This is a genomic window from Martinezella paranaensis, from assembly GCF_014200235.1.
GTDB classification, from domain to species: domain Bacteria; phylum Pseudomonadota; class Alphaproteobacteria; order Rhizobiales; family Rhizobiaceae; genus Rhizobium; species Rhizobium paranaense.
In genome coordinates, this window is sequence record NZ_JACHBI010000010.1 from 36,747 (window position 1) to 51,033 (window position 14,287).

Annotated in this window: 15 protein-coding genes; 9 read left to right on the top strand and 6 right to left on the bottom strand. The window is 56.7% G+C overall.

Annotation, left to right across the window (positions count from 1 at the left end; all coding sequences use genetic code 11):
* Positions 1-5: 5 nt before the first annotated feature.
* The 4 genes from GGD50_RS22265 to GGD50_RS22280 are packed head-to-tail and all read right to left on the bottom strand — an operon-like array spanning position 6 to position 2,856.
* Positions 6-1,355, bottom strand: coding sequence for an ATP-binding protein (locus tag GGD50_RS22265; RefSeq protein WP_425503991.1), 1,350 nt, complete (start codon positions 1,353-1,355; stop codon positions 6-8).
* Positions 1,352-2,029: a response regulator gene (locus GGD50_RS22270; RefSeq protein ID WP_183939429.1), complete on the bottom strand. Its 678-nt coding sequence runs from the start codon at positions 2,027-2,029 to the stop codon at positions 1,352-1,354. The genes GGD50_RS22265 and GGD50_RS22270 overlap by 4 nt, the downstream gene beginning before the upstream one ends.
* The gene (locus tag GGD50_RS22275) at positions 2,026-2,580 is read right to left on the bottom strand and encodes a cytochrome b/b6 domain-containing protein (protein ID WP_183939431.1); all 555 of its coding nucleotides are present in this window, start codon (positions 2,578-2,580) and stop codon (positions 2,026-2,028) included. Before GGD50_RS22275 ends, GGD50_RS22270 begins: the two co-directional genes overlap by 4 nt.
* Before the next feature lie 3 nt (positions 2,581-2,583).
* Positions 2,584-2,856: a PepSY domain-containing protein gene (locus tag GGD50_RS22280; RefSeq protein ID WP_183939797.1), complete on the bottom strand. Its 273-nt coding sequence runs from the start codon at positions 2,854-2,856 to the stop codon at positions 2,584-2,586.
* A 276-nt stretch (positions 2,857-3,132) separates the two neighbouring features.
* Here GGD50_RS22280 and GGD50_RS22285 point away from each other — a divergent pair, with 276 nt between their 5' ends.
* From GGD50_RS22285 to tnpC, 5 genes are all read left to right on the top strand, one after another.
* Positions 3,133-3,996, top strand: a complete 864-nt coding sequence (locus tag GGD50_RS22285; protein ID WP_183939433.1) for a glycosyltransferase family 25 protein — start codon at positions 3,133-3,135, stop codon at positions 3,994-3,996.
* Positions 3,993-4,733 carry a glycosyltransferase family 25 protein gene (locus GGD50_RS22290; RefSeq protein WP_183939435.1) on the top strand — a complete coding sequence of 247 codons (741 nt, stop codon included), beginning with the start codon at positions 3,993-3,995 and terminating at the stop codon, positions 4,731-4,733. Before GGD50_RS22285 ends, GGD50_RS22290 begins: the two co-directional genes overlap by 4 nt.
* A 106-nt stretch (positions 4,734-4,839) precedes the next feature.
* Positions 4,840-5,277, top strand: a complete 438-nt coding sequence (gene tnpA, locus GGD50_RS22295; RefSeq protein ID WP_183939436.1) for an IS66-like element accessory protein TnpA — start codon at positions 4,840-4,842, stop codon at positions 5,275-5,277.
* On the top strand, positions 5,261-5,614 hold the full coding sequence (gene tnpB, locus GGD50_RS22300; protein WP_183939438.1) for an IS66 family insertion sequence element accessory protein TnpB: 354 nt from the start codon (positions 5,261-5,263) through the stop codon (positions 5,612-5,614). The genes tnpA and tnpB overlap by 17 nt, the downstream gene beginning before the upstream one ends.
* A gap of 71 nt (positions 5,615-5,685) precedes the next feature.
* The gene (gene tnpC / locus GGD50_RS22305) at positions 5,686-7,284 is read left to right on the top strand and encodes an IS66 family transposase (RefSeq protein ID WP_183939440.1); all 1,599 of its coding nucleotides are present in this window, start codon (positions 5,686-5,688) and stop codon (positions 7,282-7,284) included.
* A gap of 83 nt (positions 7,285-7,367) precedes the next feature.
* On the opposite strand, the gene GGD50_RS22310 is transcribed toward tnpC, so the two are convergent.
* Complete coding sequence (locus tag GGD50_RS22310) at positions 7,368-9,233, bottom strand: heavy metal translocating P-type ATPase (protein WP_246451429.1); 1,866 nt, start codon at positions 9,231-9,233, stop codon at positions 7,368-7,370.
* Positions 9,226-10,299: an alcohol dehydrogenase AdhP gene (adhP, locus tag GGD50_RS22315; RefSeq protein ID WP_183939442.1), complete on the bottom strand. Its 1,074-nt coding sequence runs from the start codon at positions 10,297-10,299 to the stop codon at positions 9,226-9,228. The genes GGD50_RS22310 and adhP overlap by 8 nt, the downstream gene beginning before the upstream one ends.
* A gap of 147 nt (positions 10,300-10,446) precedes the next feature.
* On the opposite strand from adhP, the gene GGD50_RS22320 reads away from it, so the two are divergent.
* From GGD50_RS22320 to GGD50_RS22335, 4 genes are all read left to right on the top strand, one after another.
* A complete protein-coding gene (locus GGD50_RS22320; RefSeq protein WP_183939444.1) occupies positions 10,447-10,893 on the top strand; it encodes a hypothetical protein in 447 nt (148 codons plus the stop codon).
* 178 nt (positions 10,894-11,071) lie between these two features.
* On the top strand, positions 11,072-11,809 hold the full coding sequence (locus GGD50_RS22325; protein WP_183939446.1) for a Crp/Fnr family transcriptional regulator: 738 nt from the start codon (positions 11,072-11,074) through the stop codon (positions 11,807-11,809).
* Between the two features lie 15 nt (positions 11,810-11,824).
* Positions 11,825-13,732, top strand: a complete 1,908-nt coding sequence (locus GGD50_RS22330) for a hybrid sensor histidine kinase/response regulator (protein WP_246451430.1) — start codon at positions 11,825-11,827, stop codon at positions 13,730-13,732.
* A 279-nt stretch (positions 13,733-14,011) separates the two neighbouring features.
* Positions 14,012-14,281: a hypothetical protein gene (locus GGD50_RS22335; protein WP_183939448.1), complete on the top strand. Its 270-nt coding sequence runs from the start codon at positions 14,012-14,014 to the stop codon at positions 14,279-14,281.
* Positions 14,282-14,287 lie beyond the last annotated feature (6 nt).

Sequence of the window (14,287 nt, forward strand, 5' to 3'; positions counted from 1 at the left end):
GCTCTCTACCATGTTTCTGGTGCGCGGTATGGCGCGGTTTTGGAAAACGTGATTTCGGCAAGCCGACCGGTGCGACTTTGTTGCTGTTTGAAGGTGGCCCCGTGCAGGGCTGCAATCCGTTGCACGATCTTCAGACCAATGCCCAGCCCGTCGCCGCTTCCGGGAAGCTGGCGATTCTTGGAGCAGTTTGCGAGATTTAGATCTTCAACCTGCAAGCCATCGGCGATCAACCGCACAACGATGTCGGTGCCGGTCGGGGTGTGCCTCACTGCGTTTTCGATGAGATTGCGGATACTATCCTTCAAGAGAGTTTCTACACCGAGCACGATGGTCGTTTCCGTCTGAAGCTGCAGTTCCAGAGTGTGCTCGCTCTGATAGACCCATGGGGCAAGCTGTTCGACAACTTCGGTGCAAATCTGAGCGAGGTCGACTTTCGCGAACATGCCGTGGTCGAAACTGTCAAGACGAGCAAGCGCCGTCAACTGGCCAACGAAAGCTGCCAGCTCGTCGAGATCGGCCTCCGCTTTGCGCGCTCGAGGATGATCAATTCGGCTGAGTTCGAGCTTGATTGCCGCGAGCGGCGTGCGAACTTCATGGGCAATGCCGGTGGTCAGCAGTTTTTGCGATTTCATAAGCTCGCCGACACGTTGAAACGCTCTGTTTACCGCCTCCGCCAGATGCGCAATCTCGAGCGGCATGCCCTTTACAGAGAGATGAGATCGAGCATCCATCGGGTCGATGGCATCCGCCGCAATGGCCGCCGCATGCACAGGCCGCAGCGCCCAGTGAACGGAAAGAAGCGTGGCGCCCAGAACCAGGACGAGAAGTATGCTCATCGGCACGATCATATGTTCTCGTACTTCATTCCAGAAGACGTTGGTAACGACGTTTTCTGGGTCTCCCATCGATGCGACGTCGACGAAATAGTTTTTGCCATTGATGGTGAACGCTCGGCCGCCGACCAGCGTCAAGGGCTTGCCGGGCGTCACGGTCCTCAGCCAAAAGTCGGGCGGCCTTATGTCGGCGGGCAAAAAATGCCGTTCGCATTCGTTGTCACAAGATGCAAAGATTACCCGCCCACTGGCATTGCGGATGCGTGCGACATAGCCCGTATCAGGCTTTCCATATCGATCCTTCAGTCCTAGGGGGAGCTGGTAGGTCGGTTCCCCACCGCTATTGCCGATACCGGAGGCGAGGCGCTCAGTCTCCTGCTCAACAAAAAGCCGGGAAAGCTCTCCGACGTTCCAGTAATAGTCTGAAAAGACGACCGCGAGCTGAACGAGCATGGCAAGTACTGCAAAGAAGACGATCCTACGGGTGAGAATGGTCGCAAGGGCCGGGCTTGGCATGCTCACGGTGAAGCCTCGCGCAACATGTAGCCAACGCCGCGAACCGTCTCGATCTTAGCGTTCGATGATCGGCCTTCCAGCTTCTTGCGCAATCGCGAGACGGCAAGCTCAATGGCATTGGAACTGCGCTCCTCGCCGAACTCGGAGACTGCGTGCTCAAGGCGGCGCTTGGAAACGACCTTGCCGGCGTCGCGCATGAGAAGTTCCAGCAACGATTTTTCCGAAGGCATCAAGGCAAGGTCGGTGCCATTGCAAATCACCTGCCTCGACGTCAGGTCAAACTCCAGTTTGGCGAATTCGAGCGTCGGCATGAGCGCGGAAGGCGACCGCCGCATCAGGGCGCGAATGCGGGCCAGGAGTTCGCCGTTGTTGAACGGCTTGGTGAGGTAGTCGTCGGCTCCTGCGTCCAAGCCGGCGATGCGTTCATCGATGGCGTCGCGTGCCGTAAGAATTAGCACCGGGATTTGATGTTTGTCTGAGCGGATTGATTTCAAAAAAACGAGGCCGTCCGCGTCCGGAAGGCCAAGATCGAGAAGGAGGAGGTCATAGTCAGCAGATTCCAGCGCAAGCCGCCCTTCCTCCGCAGTACGGAAGGCATCGATCCGCCAGTCTGCCTCGCGGATCGTTTCCGAGACCAGCTCCCGCAGGCGTGCACTGTCTTCAACCAACAGAATCCTCATGCCTTTTTTCGTCCCGTTACCATCGACCAAACGAGATTTTCCCGATGTCTCCAGCTTTCGATCAGTGCAGCGGCTGCGTGGACGAAAGCAAGCACCATGATGCTATTTGCTATGACGCCATGCAATTCCTCCAGCCATTTATCGCCCCAAAAGGCATCGAGCGTTGTCATCCAACCCGTCAGACAAGTCGCAGCCAGCAGGGCCATCAACAGCAGCATCATAACGGATGCCAGCGGATTGTGGCCGATCGACCGGCTTTTGCGACCATCGACGATGTCGAATATGTGGCCCATAACTTTGGCCGGCGTTGGGAAAAAGTCGGAAAAGCGCGCATGCTTGGTTCCGACAAACCCCCACAGTACGCGGACGGTCAAGGCGACCGCCACCGTATAGCCGGTCATGCGATGCCAATATCGGCCTTCTTCGAGGATGAAGAGATTGAGCACGCATGCCGACACAACGGTCCAATGGAAGAGGCGCACGACCGGATCCCAGACCTTGATCGTCGCGGACGGAGCCAAATCGTTTTCGTTGGTCGTGATCTCCGTCATGGCTCAATCCCCGATTTCGGCTTTGACGATGGCGCCGGTAACCGGATTGAAGTAGACCTCGGCGCGCTTGCCGTCCTTGTCCTTGCCGTAGATTTCGTAACAGTTGCCAGTCACCTGGAAAGTTCTGACCTTGTAGCCTTGCTGATCGATCTTGGATTTCATGGCGTCTTGCGACATCCACGCAGATTTGGGCTCTTTCGTGCAGCTAGGGCTCGCATGAGCCAGTGCCGGAACTGTGGCGACGACGGCGAAGGCAATCAGCATCTTAAAGTTCATTGGATCATCCTTTTTTGCATATTGAAGTTGTTGGTGACGAAAGATCACTAATGCAGTGAAGCTGTCCGTTTGCTGTCGGCTGTCGAAGATTATGCGGGTGGACGGCAATGCAATCCAATGCAGGGGGTATTGAAACGCAGCGCACTTCAATGCGGCGAGGAGCTGTGAAATTCCTTCTTCTTGCCGGAATCTTGTAAGCGTCCCGTAAGTCGGGCTGAACAGTGTCTGCTCCGAAAGCACGGTCATAAGGCCGTTGCCGCCGGAGTGGAGCAGAGCATGCATGAACAGAAGCCGGACAACCGGCCGCTAAAGGTCTTTTTGATTAATCTCGACCGCGCCGGCGATCGGCTTGCCGCAATGCAGGCGAAGCTCGATCGGGTTGGGTTGCAGTTTGAGCGGGTTGCCGCCGTTGACGGCGAAATGCTCGACTTTCCGCTTGCGGAATTCAGCGAACGCTCCTTTCGTTTCATGCATGGTCGGCACCGCAATCCCGGGGAAGTCGGCTGCTATCTAAGCCATGTGGAATGTGCCAGGCGCCTGCTCGAATCCGAAAGCGAGTTTGCCCTCGTTTTAGAGGACGATCTCGAATTTCCCGCGGATTTAACCGAGTTTCTGCAGGCCGCACTCGAGGCTGCGGCGGCATGGGATATTTTGCGGTTGTCAACGGTCAATCGTGGCAGGAAATTCAGCTTTGCCAGATTGACCGACAAGCGGAGCCTCGCGATTGCGCTGACCCGCGAAAAGGGATCCGGTGCCTATCTCATCAATCGGCGCGCGGCGCATTGGTTCGTCGAAAAGCTGTTGCCGATGAGATTGCCTTTCGACCTCGCTTTCGACGTCGAATTTTTCGATGGCCTTAAATCAGCATTTGTCTCACCGGTGCCCATCGACCAAACGATCGGATTGCCTTCGCAAATACAGTCGAAACGCCGTCGCTATCACCGATCGCGGTGGCATTACCTCACCGTGCTGCCTTACCGGGCCTTCATCGAAGCAAGTCGCCTGTTCTTCCGGCTGCGGCGATTGTCGGTCGCGCTTGTCTACGCCTTTGCGGCAGCGGTGTGGAAGAGCGATAGGATCGGGCGAGGCGCAGTTCAGTTCCCACGAAATGCCGTGAAACAAGCTGGCGACACGCAATGAAGCTCGGCCTGTACGTCATCAATCTCGACAGTTCTATCGAGCGGTGGCGGGCGATACGCGCCAAAGCGGATCAATACGGCATGCCCATGATGCGTGTGGCGGCGGTCGACGGTCGCCAATTGTCGCAGCGGGAGTATGGTGATGTGGATTGGAAGGGATTTCTCCGGCATGGCGGACGCCTAATCCTGGCAGGCGAATATGGTTGCTATCGCAGTCACATCAAATGTCTTTCGATGCTTGTCGAAAGCGACTTTGATGCGGCGATCGTCATGGAAGACGATGTTGAAGTTACGGCGGACCTGATTGAAAGAACGACCTCCATCATAGATGCGGTCCGCAACGCCGATGTCGTCAAACTCTTCAATCATCGCTGCCGGGGCTTCCGGCACATGGCGACCAGCGCTCTTGGAGATGAAATCGGCCGCTGTCTCCACGGTCCTCAGGGGTCCGCAGCCTGTTATGTCATCACACGGCTCGGAGCGGAGAAAATGCTGTCGGCCTTACAGCATATGGCTTTTCCATTCGACGTCGCGCTGGAAAGGGGATGGCACCACGGATCGAATGTGCTCACAGCGAAACGGAACCTTGTAAGCTTGATGACGCACAGCAGAGAAAGCCTGATTGGCCACAGAGCCGATTACAGGCGCGTCAAATTCTTCGGTCCGAAACGCTTGCCGACCCATGTTCTACGCGTCGTAGAGTATTGGCGCCGTGTTCGATACGCTTTGGAACTGTAAACGGGCGACCCATTCGCCGTTTAGTAAACCGTAAGCGCGCAAATAGCTGCACCTGTTCATTGACTGAGCGTTGAGCGAATCTGTGTCCACAACGGAGACTGTGGACATGAGATTGGATGGCGCGGGAATTTCAGGAGAGCTTCGGGTCGTCAAGGTTCTTCGCAATGGCAAACGGCGGTTTGATCCGGTCGAGAAGGAGCGCTTGATCGACGCATGCCTTGAGCCGGGGGTATCGGTTGCAGGGCTTGCGCTGAAGTACGGGGTGAACGCCAATCAGTTGCGCAACTGGATCAAGCTGCGTCAGCGCCGGCAGGCGGAGAAGGCGTTGACGGTTATGCCTTACGCGCCATCGGCCTTCGTTCCGGTGGTTGAGGCAGCGCCGACTGCGAGGCCGCCGGCCATGTCGGCTCGGCCGACATCGACAGGGGTGCGGTTGAAGGCGAGGCTACCGAACGGTGTGCGGCTTGAGCTTGAAGATGCGGATGCTGAGGCTCTATCGGCAATGATCGAAGCGTTGGGGCGTTGCGATGTTCCGGCTGGCTGATGATCTGCGTGTCTATCTTCACCGGGAACCGATCGACTTTAGGGCCGGGATCAACAGCCTTGCGATGTTGGTCGAGCAGTCCATGGGCCTCAATCCGTTCGAGCGGGCGGTGTTTGCCTTCTGCAACCGTCGTAAAACCCGGATGAAATTGCTGTTTTTTGATCGATCGGGCTTTGTGCTAATTTTGAAAGCGCTGACCGAAGACAGGTTCCACTGGCCTCGGCGACAAGAGGCTGTGGTGTCGCTTGATGCCGAGCAATTGCACTGGTTGCTCGACGGCATCGATCTCGACGCGATGGTTCGCCATCCGGTGCGGCAATATGAATTTGTCGGGTGAATTCGGCACAAACGCAGAGCGTTTGTCGCAGGGCGGTTGACGCAGAGGGCCGGTTCAGATTCAAGAATGCGATGACGAGAACTGGCACCCCGACCGTTGAAGAATTGATGGCGCTTTTGGCGGCGAATGCCGCCGAGATTGCCGCGCTGAAGGCCGAGAAGGATATCCTTGCGCAACGGGTCTTCAAGCTCGAGGAAGAGCTGGCGCTGGCGCAGTTGCATCGTTTTGCGCCTCGCAGTGAAAAGCACGTGGATCGCATCTTCAACGAAGCCGAGCAGGCCACCCTTGAGGGGGACGAGGACTGCGACCTCGCCGACGAGGCGGTTACCATCGATCTTCCGGACACGGGATTGCCGCAGACCGACAAGCCGGAACGCAAGAAACCCGGCCGCCGGCCTCTGCCGGAAAACCTGCCGCGCCAGCGCGTCGAATATGACCTTGCCGACGATCAGAAGGTCTGCCCGTGCTGTAGCCATCCGATGCACCGCATGGGCGAACTGGTCACAGAACAGCTTCACATCGAGGTGAAGGCGAAGGTTCTGCAGAATGTCCGGGCAAAATATGCGTGCCGCAACTGCGACCGGACCGGGATCAGCACGCCTGTTGTCATCGCGCCGATGCCCGCGCAGCCCTTGCCCGGCAGCATCGCCACGGCCTCGACGCTGGCCTTCGCGCTCGTCCATAAATATGTCGATGGCACGCCGCTCTATCGTCTGGCGCAGGCCTTTGAGCGTGCAGGCGTTCCTGTCAGCCGCGGCGCTCTCGGCCACTGGGTGATCGGTTCGAGCGAGAAACACCTCGTTCGCATCTACGACGCGCTGAAACTGCGGCTGCGATCGCAGACCGTCATCCATGGTGACGAGACCACAGTCCAGGTGCTGAAGGAAGAGGGTAAGGACCCCACCAGCACATCGTATATGTGGGCGTATCGCAGCGGCGAAGACAGTAAACAGCCGATCGTGTTGTTCGATTATCAGCCCGGCCGCGGACAGGAACACCCGCAGGCCTTCCTTGGCGACTACCGCGGCATCCTGATGAGTGACGGCTATCAGGCCTGGCGCACGTTGAAAGGTGCCACGCATGTCGGGTGCCTGGCCCATGCCAGGCGGCGCTTTGTCGATGCCCTCAAGGCGCGCAAGAAACCCGGTGGGCCTCCGGCGCAGGCCCTCAAGTTCTTCGACCAGCTCTACCGGATCGAAAGGCAGGTGCGGGACGAAAAGCCCGATGACGGCGAAACGCGAGATCATTACATGCGTCGCTTCCGCCAGAAACATAGCGTTCCGGTCCTTTCCGCCCTCAAGGAATGGCTCGACAAAATCGCGCCAAAGGTCGTGCCCGACACCAAACTTGGCGATGCCGTTTCCTATACGCTCAATCAATGGGAGTACCTGACGCGCTACACGGAAGACGGCCGAATGCCGATAGACAACAACATTCTCGAACGGGACATCAGAATTTTTTGTACCGGACGAAACAGCTGGCTGTTCAGCGACACACCTGCCGGCGCCAAAGCCAGCGCCGTCATCTATAGCCTGATGTTGACTTGCCGGGCCTGTGGCGTCGAGCCATTCGCATGGTTGAAATACGTCCTCACCGTACTGCCGCAGCGCCCCGACGATGCCAATATCGACGACCTACTGCCCTTCAACTTCAAAAAACAGACCGCCTGAGCCGCAGCCACTTCAAGCCGCTTTACGACGTGCAGCAAAATGCGCGCTTACAGTAAACCAACAGAAATCCACTCGCATTTTCCTTAACCCGCTCGAAGGGCATTGAAGATGACGGCGACGTCGATGATTTCTTGCAAGAGAGCGCCTTGAATTGGACTAAGGTACCCGCAACCGGCGGCGATCATGGCGGCGACTGAGAGCCCTATGCCGGCATAGACACTCTCAAGTGCAATCCGGCGCGACCAACGTGCAATTTCGATCGAGGTTGCGACGAGCTGCAGATTATCTCGTAGAAGGACAACATCGGCCGCCTCAGCTGCCGCGGCGAGATTGCCGCGGCCGACGGCCACCCCAACAGAGGCAGCAGCAAGCGCCGGAGCGTCATTGACGCCATCGCCAATCATCATCACGTGACCATGGTTCAATTCGTCTTTAACCGCTTCGACCTTCTGAGCCGGTGCAAGTTCTGCCCTGACGAAGTCGAGACTAAGTGCCTGGCCAACTGCTTTTCCGACAACGTTCCTGTCCCCCGTGGCCAGCGAAATGCGCTTGATTCCAAGCCTTCTTAAATTTTTGACCACGGCCAAAGCATCGGTTCGGATCGGATCTTGAAAGACGAACGCTCCTGCATAGTGTCCGTCGAGGGCGACGTAGGCCATGGCAGTTCCCACTGCATGTTCCGGCGGTTGCATGAGCCCGCATCTGGCTGCAATAAAATGCTTGCCGCCGATCCCTACCCTGTGATTGCCAACATATCCCTCAATGCCTTCCCCTGGGACTTCAGTCACGGTTGCCGGCATCGAAAGGACAAGTTTACGGCGTTTGGCTTCAGCGACCACGGCACGGGCAATGGTGTGAGCGGATGCCTGATCCAGCGATGCGGCCAGACCCAGCAGTTCGTCTGGATCTACGTTGGTATCAATGTGCCGTATCGTCGGTTGTCCGGTCGTCAGTGTTCCCGTCTTGTCGAATACGACCGCCCTGATGCTTGCCAGAACCTCGAGAACGCTGGCGCCCTTTATAAGAATGCCGTTGCGCGATGCTTTTGACATACCGGCAACAAGCGCCACGGGAACAGCGAGAATGAGAGGGCAAGGGGTCGCAACGACAAGTACCGCCACTGCGCGCGTCGGCTCTCCTGATAAAAGCGCCGCCAGGATAGCGATTACCAGCGTGATAGCGAGAAAGGCCAATGCGTAGCGGTCGGCAAGCCTTGACATCGGAGCCTTTGAGCTGCGCGCTTGCGCGATGAGACGGACGATGCTGGCATATGTGCTCGCGGCTGCCGGGTGGGCGGCAATCATTTCGAACGCATCACCGATGTTGGACGCGCCACTCATGATCATCTGTCCCGGATTGTGTCGCACAGGTAAGGACTCACCGGTCAGGGCGGCTTCATTCAAGATGGCGTGACCGGTGTCAATGTGCCCGTCAACCGGAACGACATCCCCATTGCGAACGAGAAGCCTGTCTCCCGCCAGAACCTCTTCGATGGCGACATCGGCGAAACCGGCGTCCGTCACCATCACCGCCAGACGCGGCACGCGCGACAGCAGTTCGGTCATCCCGCTTTCGGCGCGTGTTTGGGCATAGCTCTCCAGTGATTGCCCGCCGGCAAACATCACAGCCACAATAGCGGCTGCGACATATTCGCCAAACCAGAGTGCAGCTCCCATTGCGAGAGCAGCAATAATATCCAGACCGAATTCTTGCTTGCGAAGACTGAGAAAGACGTCCACCGTGAGTGCGAACAGGACGACCGCGGTTGCGCTGATCAATGCCGTGGCCGACCAGGAATCTAGGCGGAGCCATGCGAATGCAAGGCCCGTCCCGAGACCCATGACCGCGACGACAAAAAGCGGCAGGGACCAGGCCCTTTGCATCCGGAACAGATCAATGGCTTGACCCGGATCGCGATCACATTCGAATTGGTCCGCCGCTTCAGACATAACTCGCTTCTGATTTCGCATGATCGGTCGATGCGCCCATTGCCATATCCAATACGACTCGGCCTTCCACTTGCCCCTGTTTCAGATTGGCGAAAACCTTGTTGATATCTTCGAGCGGCGCGCGGCTGATCGCTGCCTTCACCTTGCGGTCGGCAGCAAAGGCAATTGCCTCATCGAGATCCTGACGTGTTCCGACGATCGAGCCACGCAGGGTGATGCGCTTCAAGACGACGTCGAAGATTGGCGTTGCGAACTGTCCCGGCGGCAAGCCGACCAAGCTTATCGTCGCCTTGCGCCGCGCGATCGAAATCGCTTGCGAAAAGGCAGCCGGAGATACCGCCGTTACAAGGACGCCATGAGCGCCGCCGCCGGTGATCTTCAATACCTCCGCGACCGCATCTGACGTCGCGGCATTGATAGCAAAATCGGCGCCAGCCATGCGCGCAAGGTTGAGCTTTTCCGGTGCGATGTCGAGGGCGATAACCTTCAAGCCCATCGCTTTTGCATATTGAATGCCAACATGCCCGAGCCCGCCGATGCCTGATATGGCGACCCATTCTCCCGGCTGAGCTTCGGTTTCCTTCAGCCCTTTATAGCTCGTCACGCCAGCGCAGAGGATAGGCGCGATTTCGGCAAAATCGATATTATTGGGAAGACGCGCCGCAAAAGCGGCGTCGGCGATCATGTAGTCGGCGAAGCCGCCGTTGCAGCTATAGCCGGTATTGTGCTGATGTTCGCACAATGTCTCCCAGCCGGATTCGCAATATTCACACCGCTGGCACGCGTCGTGAAGCCAGGCAACCCCGACGGCATCTCCTTCTTTGAGATTTGTGACATCGGGGCCAAGAGCGGCGACGACGCCCGCCACCTCATGTCCTGGAACGAAAGGTAAAATCGGACGAACAGGCCAGTCGCCGTCGACAGCATGCAGATCGGTATGGCACACGCCACAGGCCTTGACCTTGACGAGCACTTCTCCGGGACCTGGGACGGGTATCGGAACTTGTTCGATCGCGAGTGGTTCACCGAATGCCCTGACAACCGCCGCTCTCATCAACCTGACCATGGGAACCTCCGTTCATCGATAAGATAAGGTCGGCGACAAACATGCTCGCATCCTCGGCCCTCGCATTGATCTGAAACAATGACGGGTCAGCCCAAGCGCATTTGACTAGCGATGGGCATGATGGCGGTATCTCGGAGGCGAACGCTTATGGCCGACGAATACGCACTTCACACCATACGAAGTGATCAGGTCGTTCGCGCGTTCACCTTGCTGCGGAATGTCACTCCCACGCTCACGATCGATCAGTGGCAGTCCCTTGTCGACGGAGAGCGCTGGCATATTGTCGTTGCTACCGATACCGCATGTTATGTTCGGGGGCTGACGGTATCTTCGACCGGTAAGCATCCGGTCGCAGGTAAGCTGCTGGATGTGCCGGTGCTCGTCGTCGGCAGTGCCGTCGATGATGTCAATATTGCAGACCACCTTTTTACCGAGGCAAAAAGACGAGCCATAGTTTCAAAATGCCAGTTTATTCGAATTTGGATGCCGGCGCCGGATGTCTTTGAGCATCTTCGTGATCTTACACACTATAACAAATGGGATCATGGCTTGATGTGCCCCATCGATATTGCTCCTGCCGCCGACTTGACCTAGTGCGAAGATCATTGTTCACGGCAATGATGGTATTCCAACGCTAGATGTTGATGTTCGATAGTAAGCCATCCCGCGCCTGTTACACATTGTTACAAAGTCGCACCAATTCGTACGTTCTAGGCATTCGGCTGTCACGTAAAGATCGTCAACTGTGTCCACGACAAAGGGAGTCAGGGACATGTTGGCGAATAATCTTCATCTCGTTCCTAACATCATTGACGGAGCCGTCACTGCTTCGGACGCCGTGAGCCTTGGTATCATTTTCAAGAAACAACCTCTTGAGCGCGCCACAGCCGGGCAAATTTTATTTTTTGAAGGAGACGCGGCCAAGCACCTCTTTTCGATCGTGGAGGGGAACTTGCGCATCTGCCGCCTGTTGTCCGATGGCCGTCGTGTCATAACTGGTTTTCTGAAAAATGGTGACGTAGTCGGTGTGTCGTTCAAAAGCCGGTACCTCTACAGCGCGGAGGTGATCGACGAGGTTGTATTCCAGCGCATGACAAAGCGGTCCTTCGAAGAGGAGCTCACTGTGCTCCCCCAACTTCGCTCGTTGGTACTGTCGCGGTTGCGCGACGAGGTCGCCGCCGCGCAGGATCAGATGGTGCTATTGTCCTGCAAGAGCGCTGAGGAGCGACTTGCCAGCTTTCTGCTGAAGCAGCTTCGACATGGCGAGGCTCAGGGAGGACCCCGCGGTATGGTCTCGTTACCTATGACACGTCACGATATAGGCGATTATTTGGGGCTCACGACTGAGACCGTATCGCGAACGGTTACGAAATTGTCAGGTAGGCGGCTCATCGCAGTCTGCGGGCGCAACGCCATTCAGGTGCTGAATGAAACCGCCCTTGCGCATCAGGCAGGAGAAGGCGAAGATTACGATGACTTAGGAAAGGCGGTCGGACAGTACCGCCACTAAAGCTAAGAGGCGGACATGTCCAAGGCGGCTGCGGCGTCCACATCAGAACAGGATATGGATCGTATCGTCCGCATTCTTGATAACGTCAATCTCATCGTACACGCATTCGACGGCGTTATTTGCCGCTGGACCACCGGTTGCGAACGCCTCTACGGCTGGAGGCGAGATGAAGTGATTGGACAAGTCGTCCATGAACTGCTTGCCACCGAGTTTCCACAGCCGCTCGATGATATTAGGCGGGACGTCCGTTCGAGCGGGATGTGGGAAGGCGAAGTGATCCATCGTCACAAGGATGGGCGTCGTCTGGCAATCGCCACGCGCTGGGTTGCTCTCGATTCGCCCTCGCCAGGCCCCGTTATCATTCAAACGAACAACAATGTGTCCGACATGAAACAAATTCAGGACAATCTCGCAGAGCGAGAAGCGCATTTGAGGTCGATCCTCGCCACCGTTCCCGACTCCATGGTCGTCATCGATGAGCGCGGCACCATCACCTCGTTCAGCGCCGCGGCCGAGAAGCTTTTCGGCTACCGCTCGGACGAGGTGCTGGGGCAGAATGTGCGCATGTTGATGCCTTCACCGGATCGGGAGGCTCATGACGGCTACATCTCTCACTATCTAACAACCGGCGAGCGGCGCATTATCGGCTACGGACGAGTGGTGAGAGGCCAAAAGAAAGATGGGTCGACCTTCCCGATGGAGCTGTCTGTCGGCGAAGCGATCTCAAATGGGAAACGCATTTTCACCGGCTTCATTCGTGACCTAACCAGCAGGCGTCGTATCGAAGAGGAACTTCGCCAAGCTCAGAAGATGGAGGCGATCGGCCAACTGACCGGTGGGCTGGCGCATGATTTCAACAATCTTCTGACGGTGATTAGCGGAAATCTCGAAATGCTGGAGATGACCCTCTCTGAAGAACGTCAGCGTTCACTGCTTCACGAAGCGCAGGGCGCTGCTGATGATGGGGCCAAACTCACCGGTCAGCTTCTTGCTTTCGGCCGGCGCCAATCTTTGAACCCGCAAGCGCTGGATGTCGGCTCCCTTGTATCGGGGTTTTCCGAGCTTCTAAGACGAACGCTGGGAGAGACGATTGAGCTTCGCACCATTGTCACAGGCAATCACAATCACGCACTTGTCGACGGCTCTCAGCTTCAAAATGCCTTGTTGAACTTGGCGCTCAATGCCCGGGACGCTATGCCTCGGGGAGGCAGGCTGACAATCGAGATATCAAAGGCACATCTCGATATCGACTATGCGCAAATGTATCCCCATCTGCGGCCTGGTGATTTCGTCTTGATATCCGTCACCGATACAGGCGTTGGGATGTCGAGCGAAGTGAAGGCGCGAGCGTTCGAGCCCTTTTTCACGACGAAAGGCGTCGGCTCAGGCACGGGCTTGGGGTTGAGTATGGTGTACGGTTTTGTCAAACAGTTGGGAGGCCATGTGCAGCTTTACAGTGAACTGGGGCAGGGTACCAGCATCAGAATCTTTCTGCCGGCGGTGGAAGATGCCTCCGCTCGATCTGACAAACCGCAGGATGCTAGCAGCGACATACCCGGGGGAACGGAAACGGTCTTGGTGGTCGAGGACGACCCGCGCGTGCGACGCGTTGCCGTCGCACGCTTGTTGACGGCAGGATATACAGTTCTGGAGGCTGCAAGCGGTGCCGAGGCGCTCGATTTATTGTCTCGCAACGATGATATCAAACTGCTCTTTACTGACATCGTCATGCCGGGTGGCCTAACGGGAGATGAACTCGCCAAGCAGGCGCGCGTCCAAAGGCCGGAGCTCAAGATCCTTTTCACGTCTGGCTATGCAGAGCCGAGCATCGCCGGGCGGGAACTCGCGCAGGCGGGTAGCTGGCTCAAGAAGCCCTACACAGCCCGCGAGCTGGCCGTGCGTTTGCGTCAACTTCTAGATTGACACGAAATGTTCTGCATCCCTCAGGCTTGCTGCTGGAAAAGCGCTCGACGGTTCAGGGCCTCTTTCGTGCTCTTACATGACAGCACAACTGGCAATTGGCTCGTCCCGGCCAATATCGGCGAAACTCGCAAGCTTTCCAGACGAGTGTAGCTTTCACGACTTGATGGTTGAGTTTAATATAAGAATATTCTAATATGTTACAATGTGCCGTTGCCTGGTCGGGGGAAGTGCATACACTACGAAAAATGGGTTTGTTTCATTCTTTGCTGGAGGCGCGCCATGCAAAAAGAATCCACGTTGAAAAATAGAGAAATTATCGTCGAGCGACTGGAACGGTTTAAATCACGGCTTGATGCGATTGCCAATGGAGAACACGTTTTCGCGCGGGCACCGGACTCTGATGAATACATTGAAATAACGCCCAACGTCATCGTCCGCTACCAATGGATGGAAGAAATCTGCGAATTCGCGATTTTTCTACTTGATGATAGTTTGGAGAGAAAAGTTAGTGAGGATCAGGCGATGTCAGGTAGATGCCGTGCTGTCTGAGCCTTG

What these genes read in the sequence shown, in the direction of transcription:
- tnpB (WP_183939438.1), top strand. Translation starts at nt 5,261, where the DNA reads ATGTTCCGGCTGGCTGATGATCTGCGTGTCTATCTTCACCGGGAACCG.
- GGD50_RS22275 (WP_183939431.1), bottom strand. Translation starts at nt 2,580, where the DNA reads ATGACGGAGATCACGACCAACGAAAACGATTTGGCTCCGTCCGCGACG.
- GGD50_RS22280 (WP_183939797.1), bottom strand. Translation starts at nt 2,856, where the DNA reads ATGAACTTTAAGATGCTGATTGCCTTCGCCGTCGTCGCCACAGTTCCG.
- tnpA (WP_183939436.1), top strand. Translation starts at nt 4,840, where the DNA reads ATGAGATTGGATGGCGCGGGAATTTCAGGAGAGCTTCGGGTCGTCAAG.
- GGD50_RS22330 (WP_246451430.1), top strand. Translation starts at nt 11,825, where the DNA reads ATGTCCAAGGCGGCTGCGGCGTCCACATCAGAACAGGATATGGATCGT.
- GGD50_RS22310 (WP_246451429.1), bottom strand. Translation starts at nt 9,233, where the DNA reads ATGTCTGAAGCGGCGGACCAATTCGAATGTGATCGCGATCCGGGTCAA.
- GGD50_RS22285 (WP_183939433.1), top strand. Translation starts at nt 3,133, where the DNA reads ATGCATGAACAGAAGCCGGACAACCGGCCGCTAAAGGTCTTTTTGATT.
- adhP (WP_183939442.1), bottom strand. Translation starts at nt 10,299, where the DNA reads ATGGTCAGGTTGATGAGAGCGGCGGTTGTCAGGGCATTCGGTGAACCA.
- GGD50_RS22335 (WP_183939448.1), top strand. Translation starts at nt 14,012, where the DNA reads ATGCAAAAAGAATCCACGTTGAAAAATAGAGAAATTATCGTCGAGCGA.
- GGD50_RS22270 (WP_183939429.1), bottom strand. Translation starts at nt 2,029, where the DNA reads ATGAGGATTCTGTTGGTTGAAGACAGTGCACGCCTGCGGGAGCTGGTC.
- GGD50_RS22320 (WP_183939444.1), top strand. Translation starts at nt 10,447, where the DNA reads ATGGCCGACGAATACGCACTTCACACCATACGAAGTGATCAGGTCGTT.
- GGD50_RS22325 (WP_183939446.1), top strand. Translation starts at nt 11,072, where the DNA reads ATGTTGGCGAATAATCTTCATCTCGTTCCTAACATCATTGACGGAGCC.
- GGD50_RS22290 (WP_183939435.1), top strand. Translation starts at nt 3,993, where the DNA reads ATGAAGCTCGGCCTGTACGTCATCAATCTCGACAGTTCTATCGAGCGG.
- tnpC (WP_183939440.1), top strand. Translation starts at nt 5,686, where the DNA reads ATGACGAGAACTGGCACCCCGACCGTTGAAGAATTGATGGCGCTTTTG.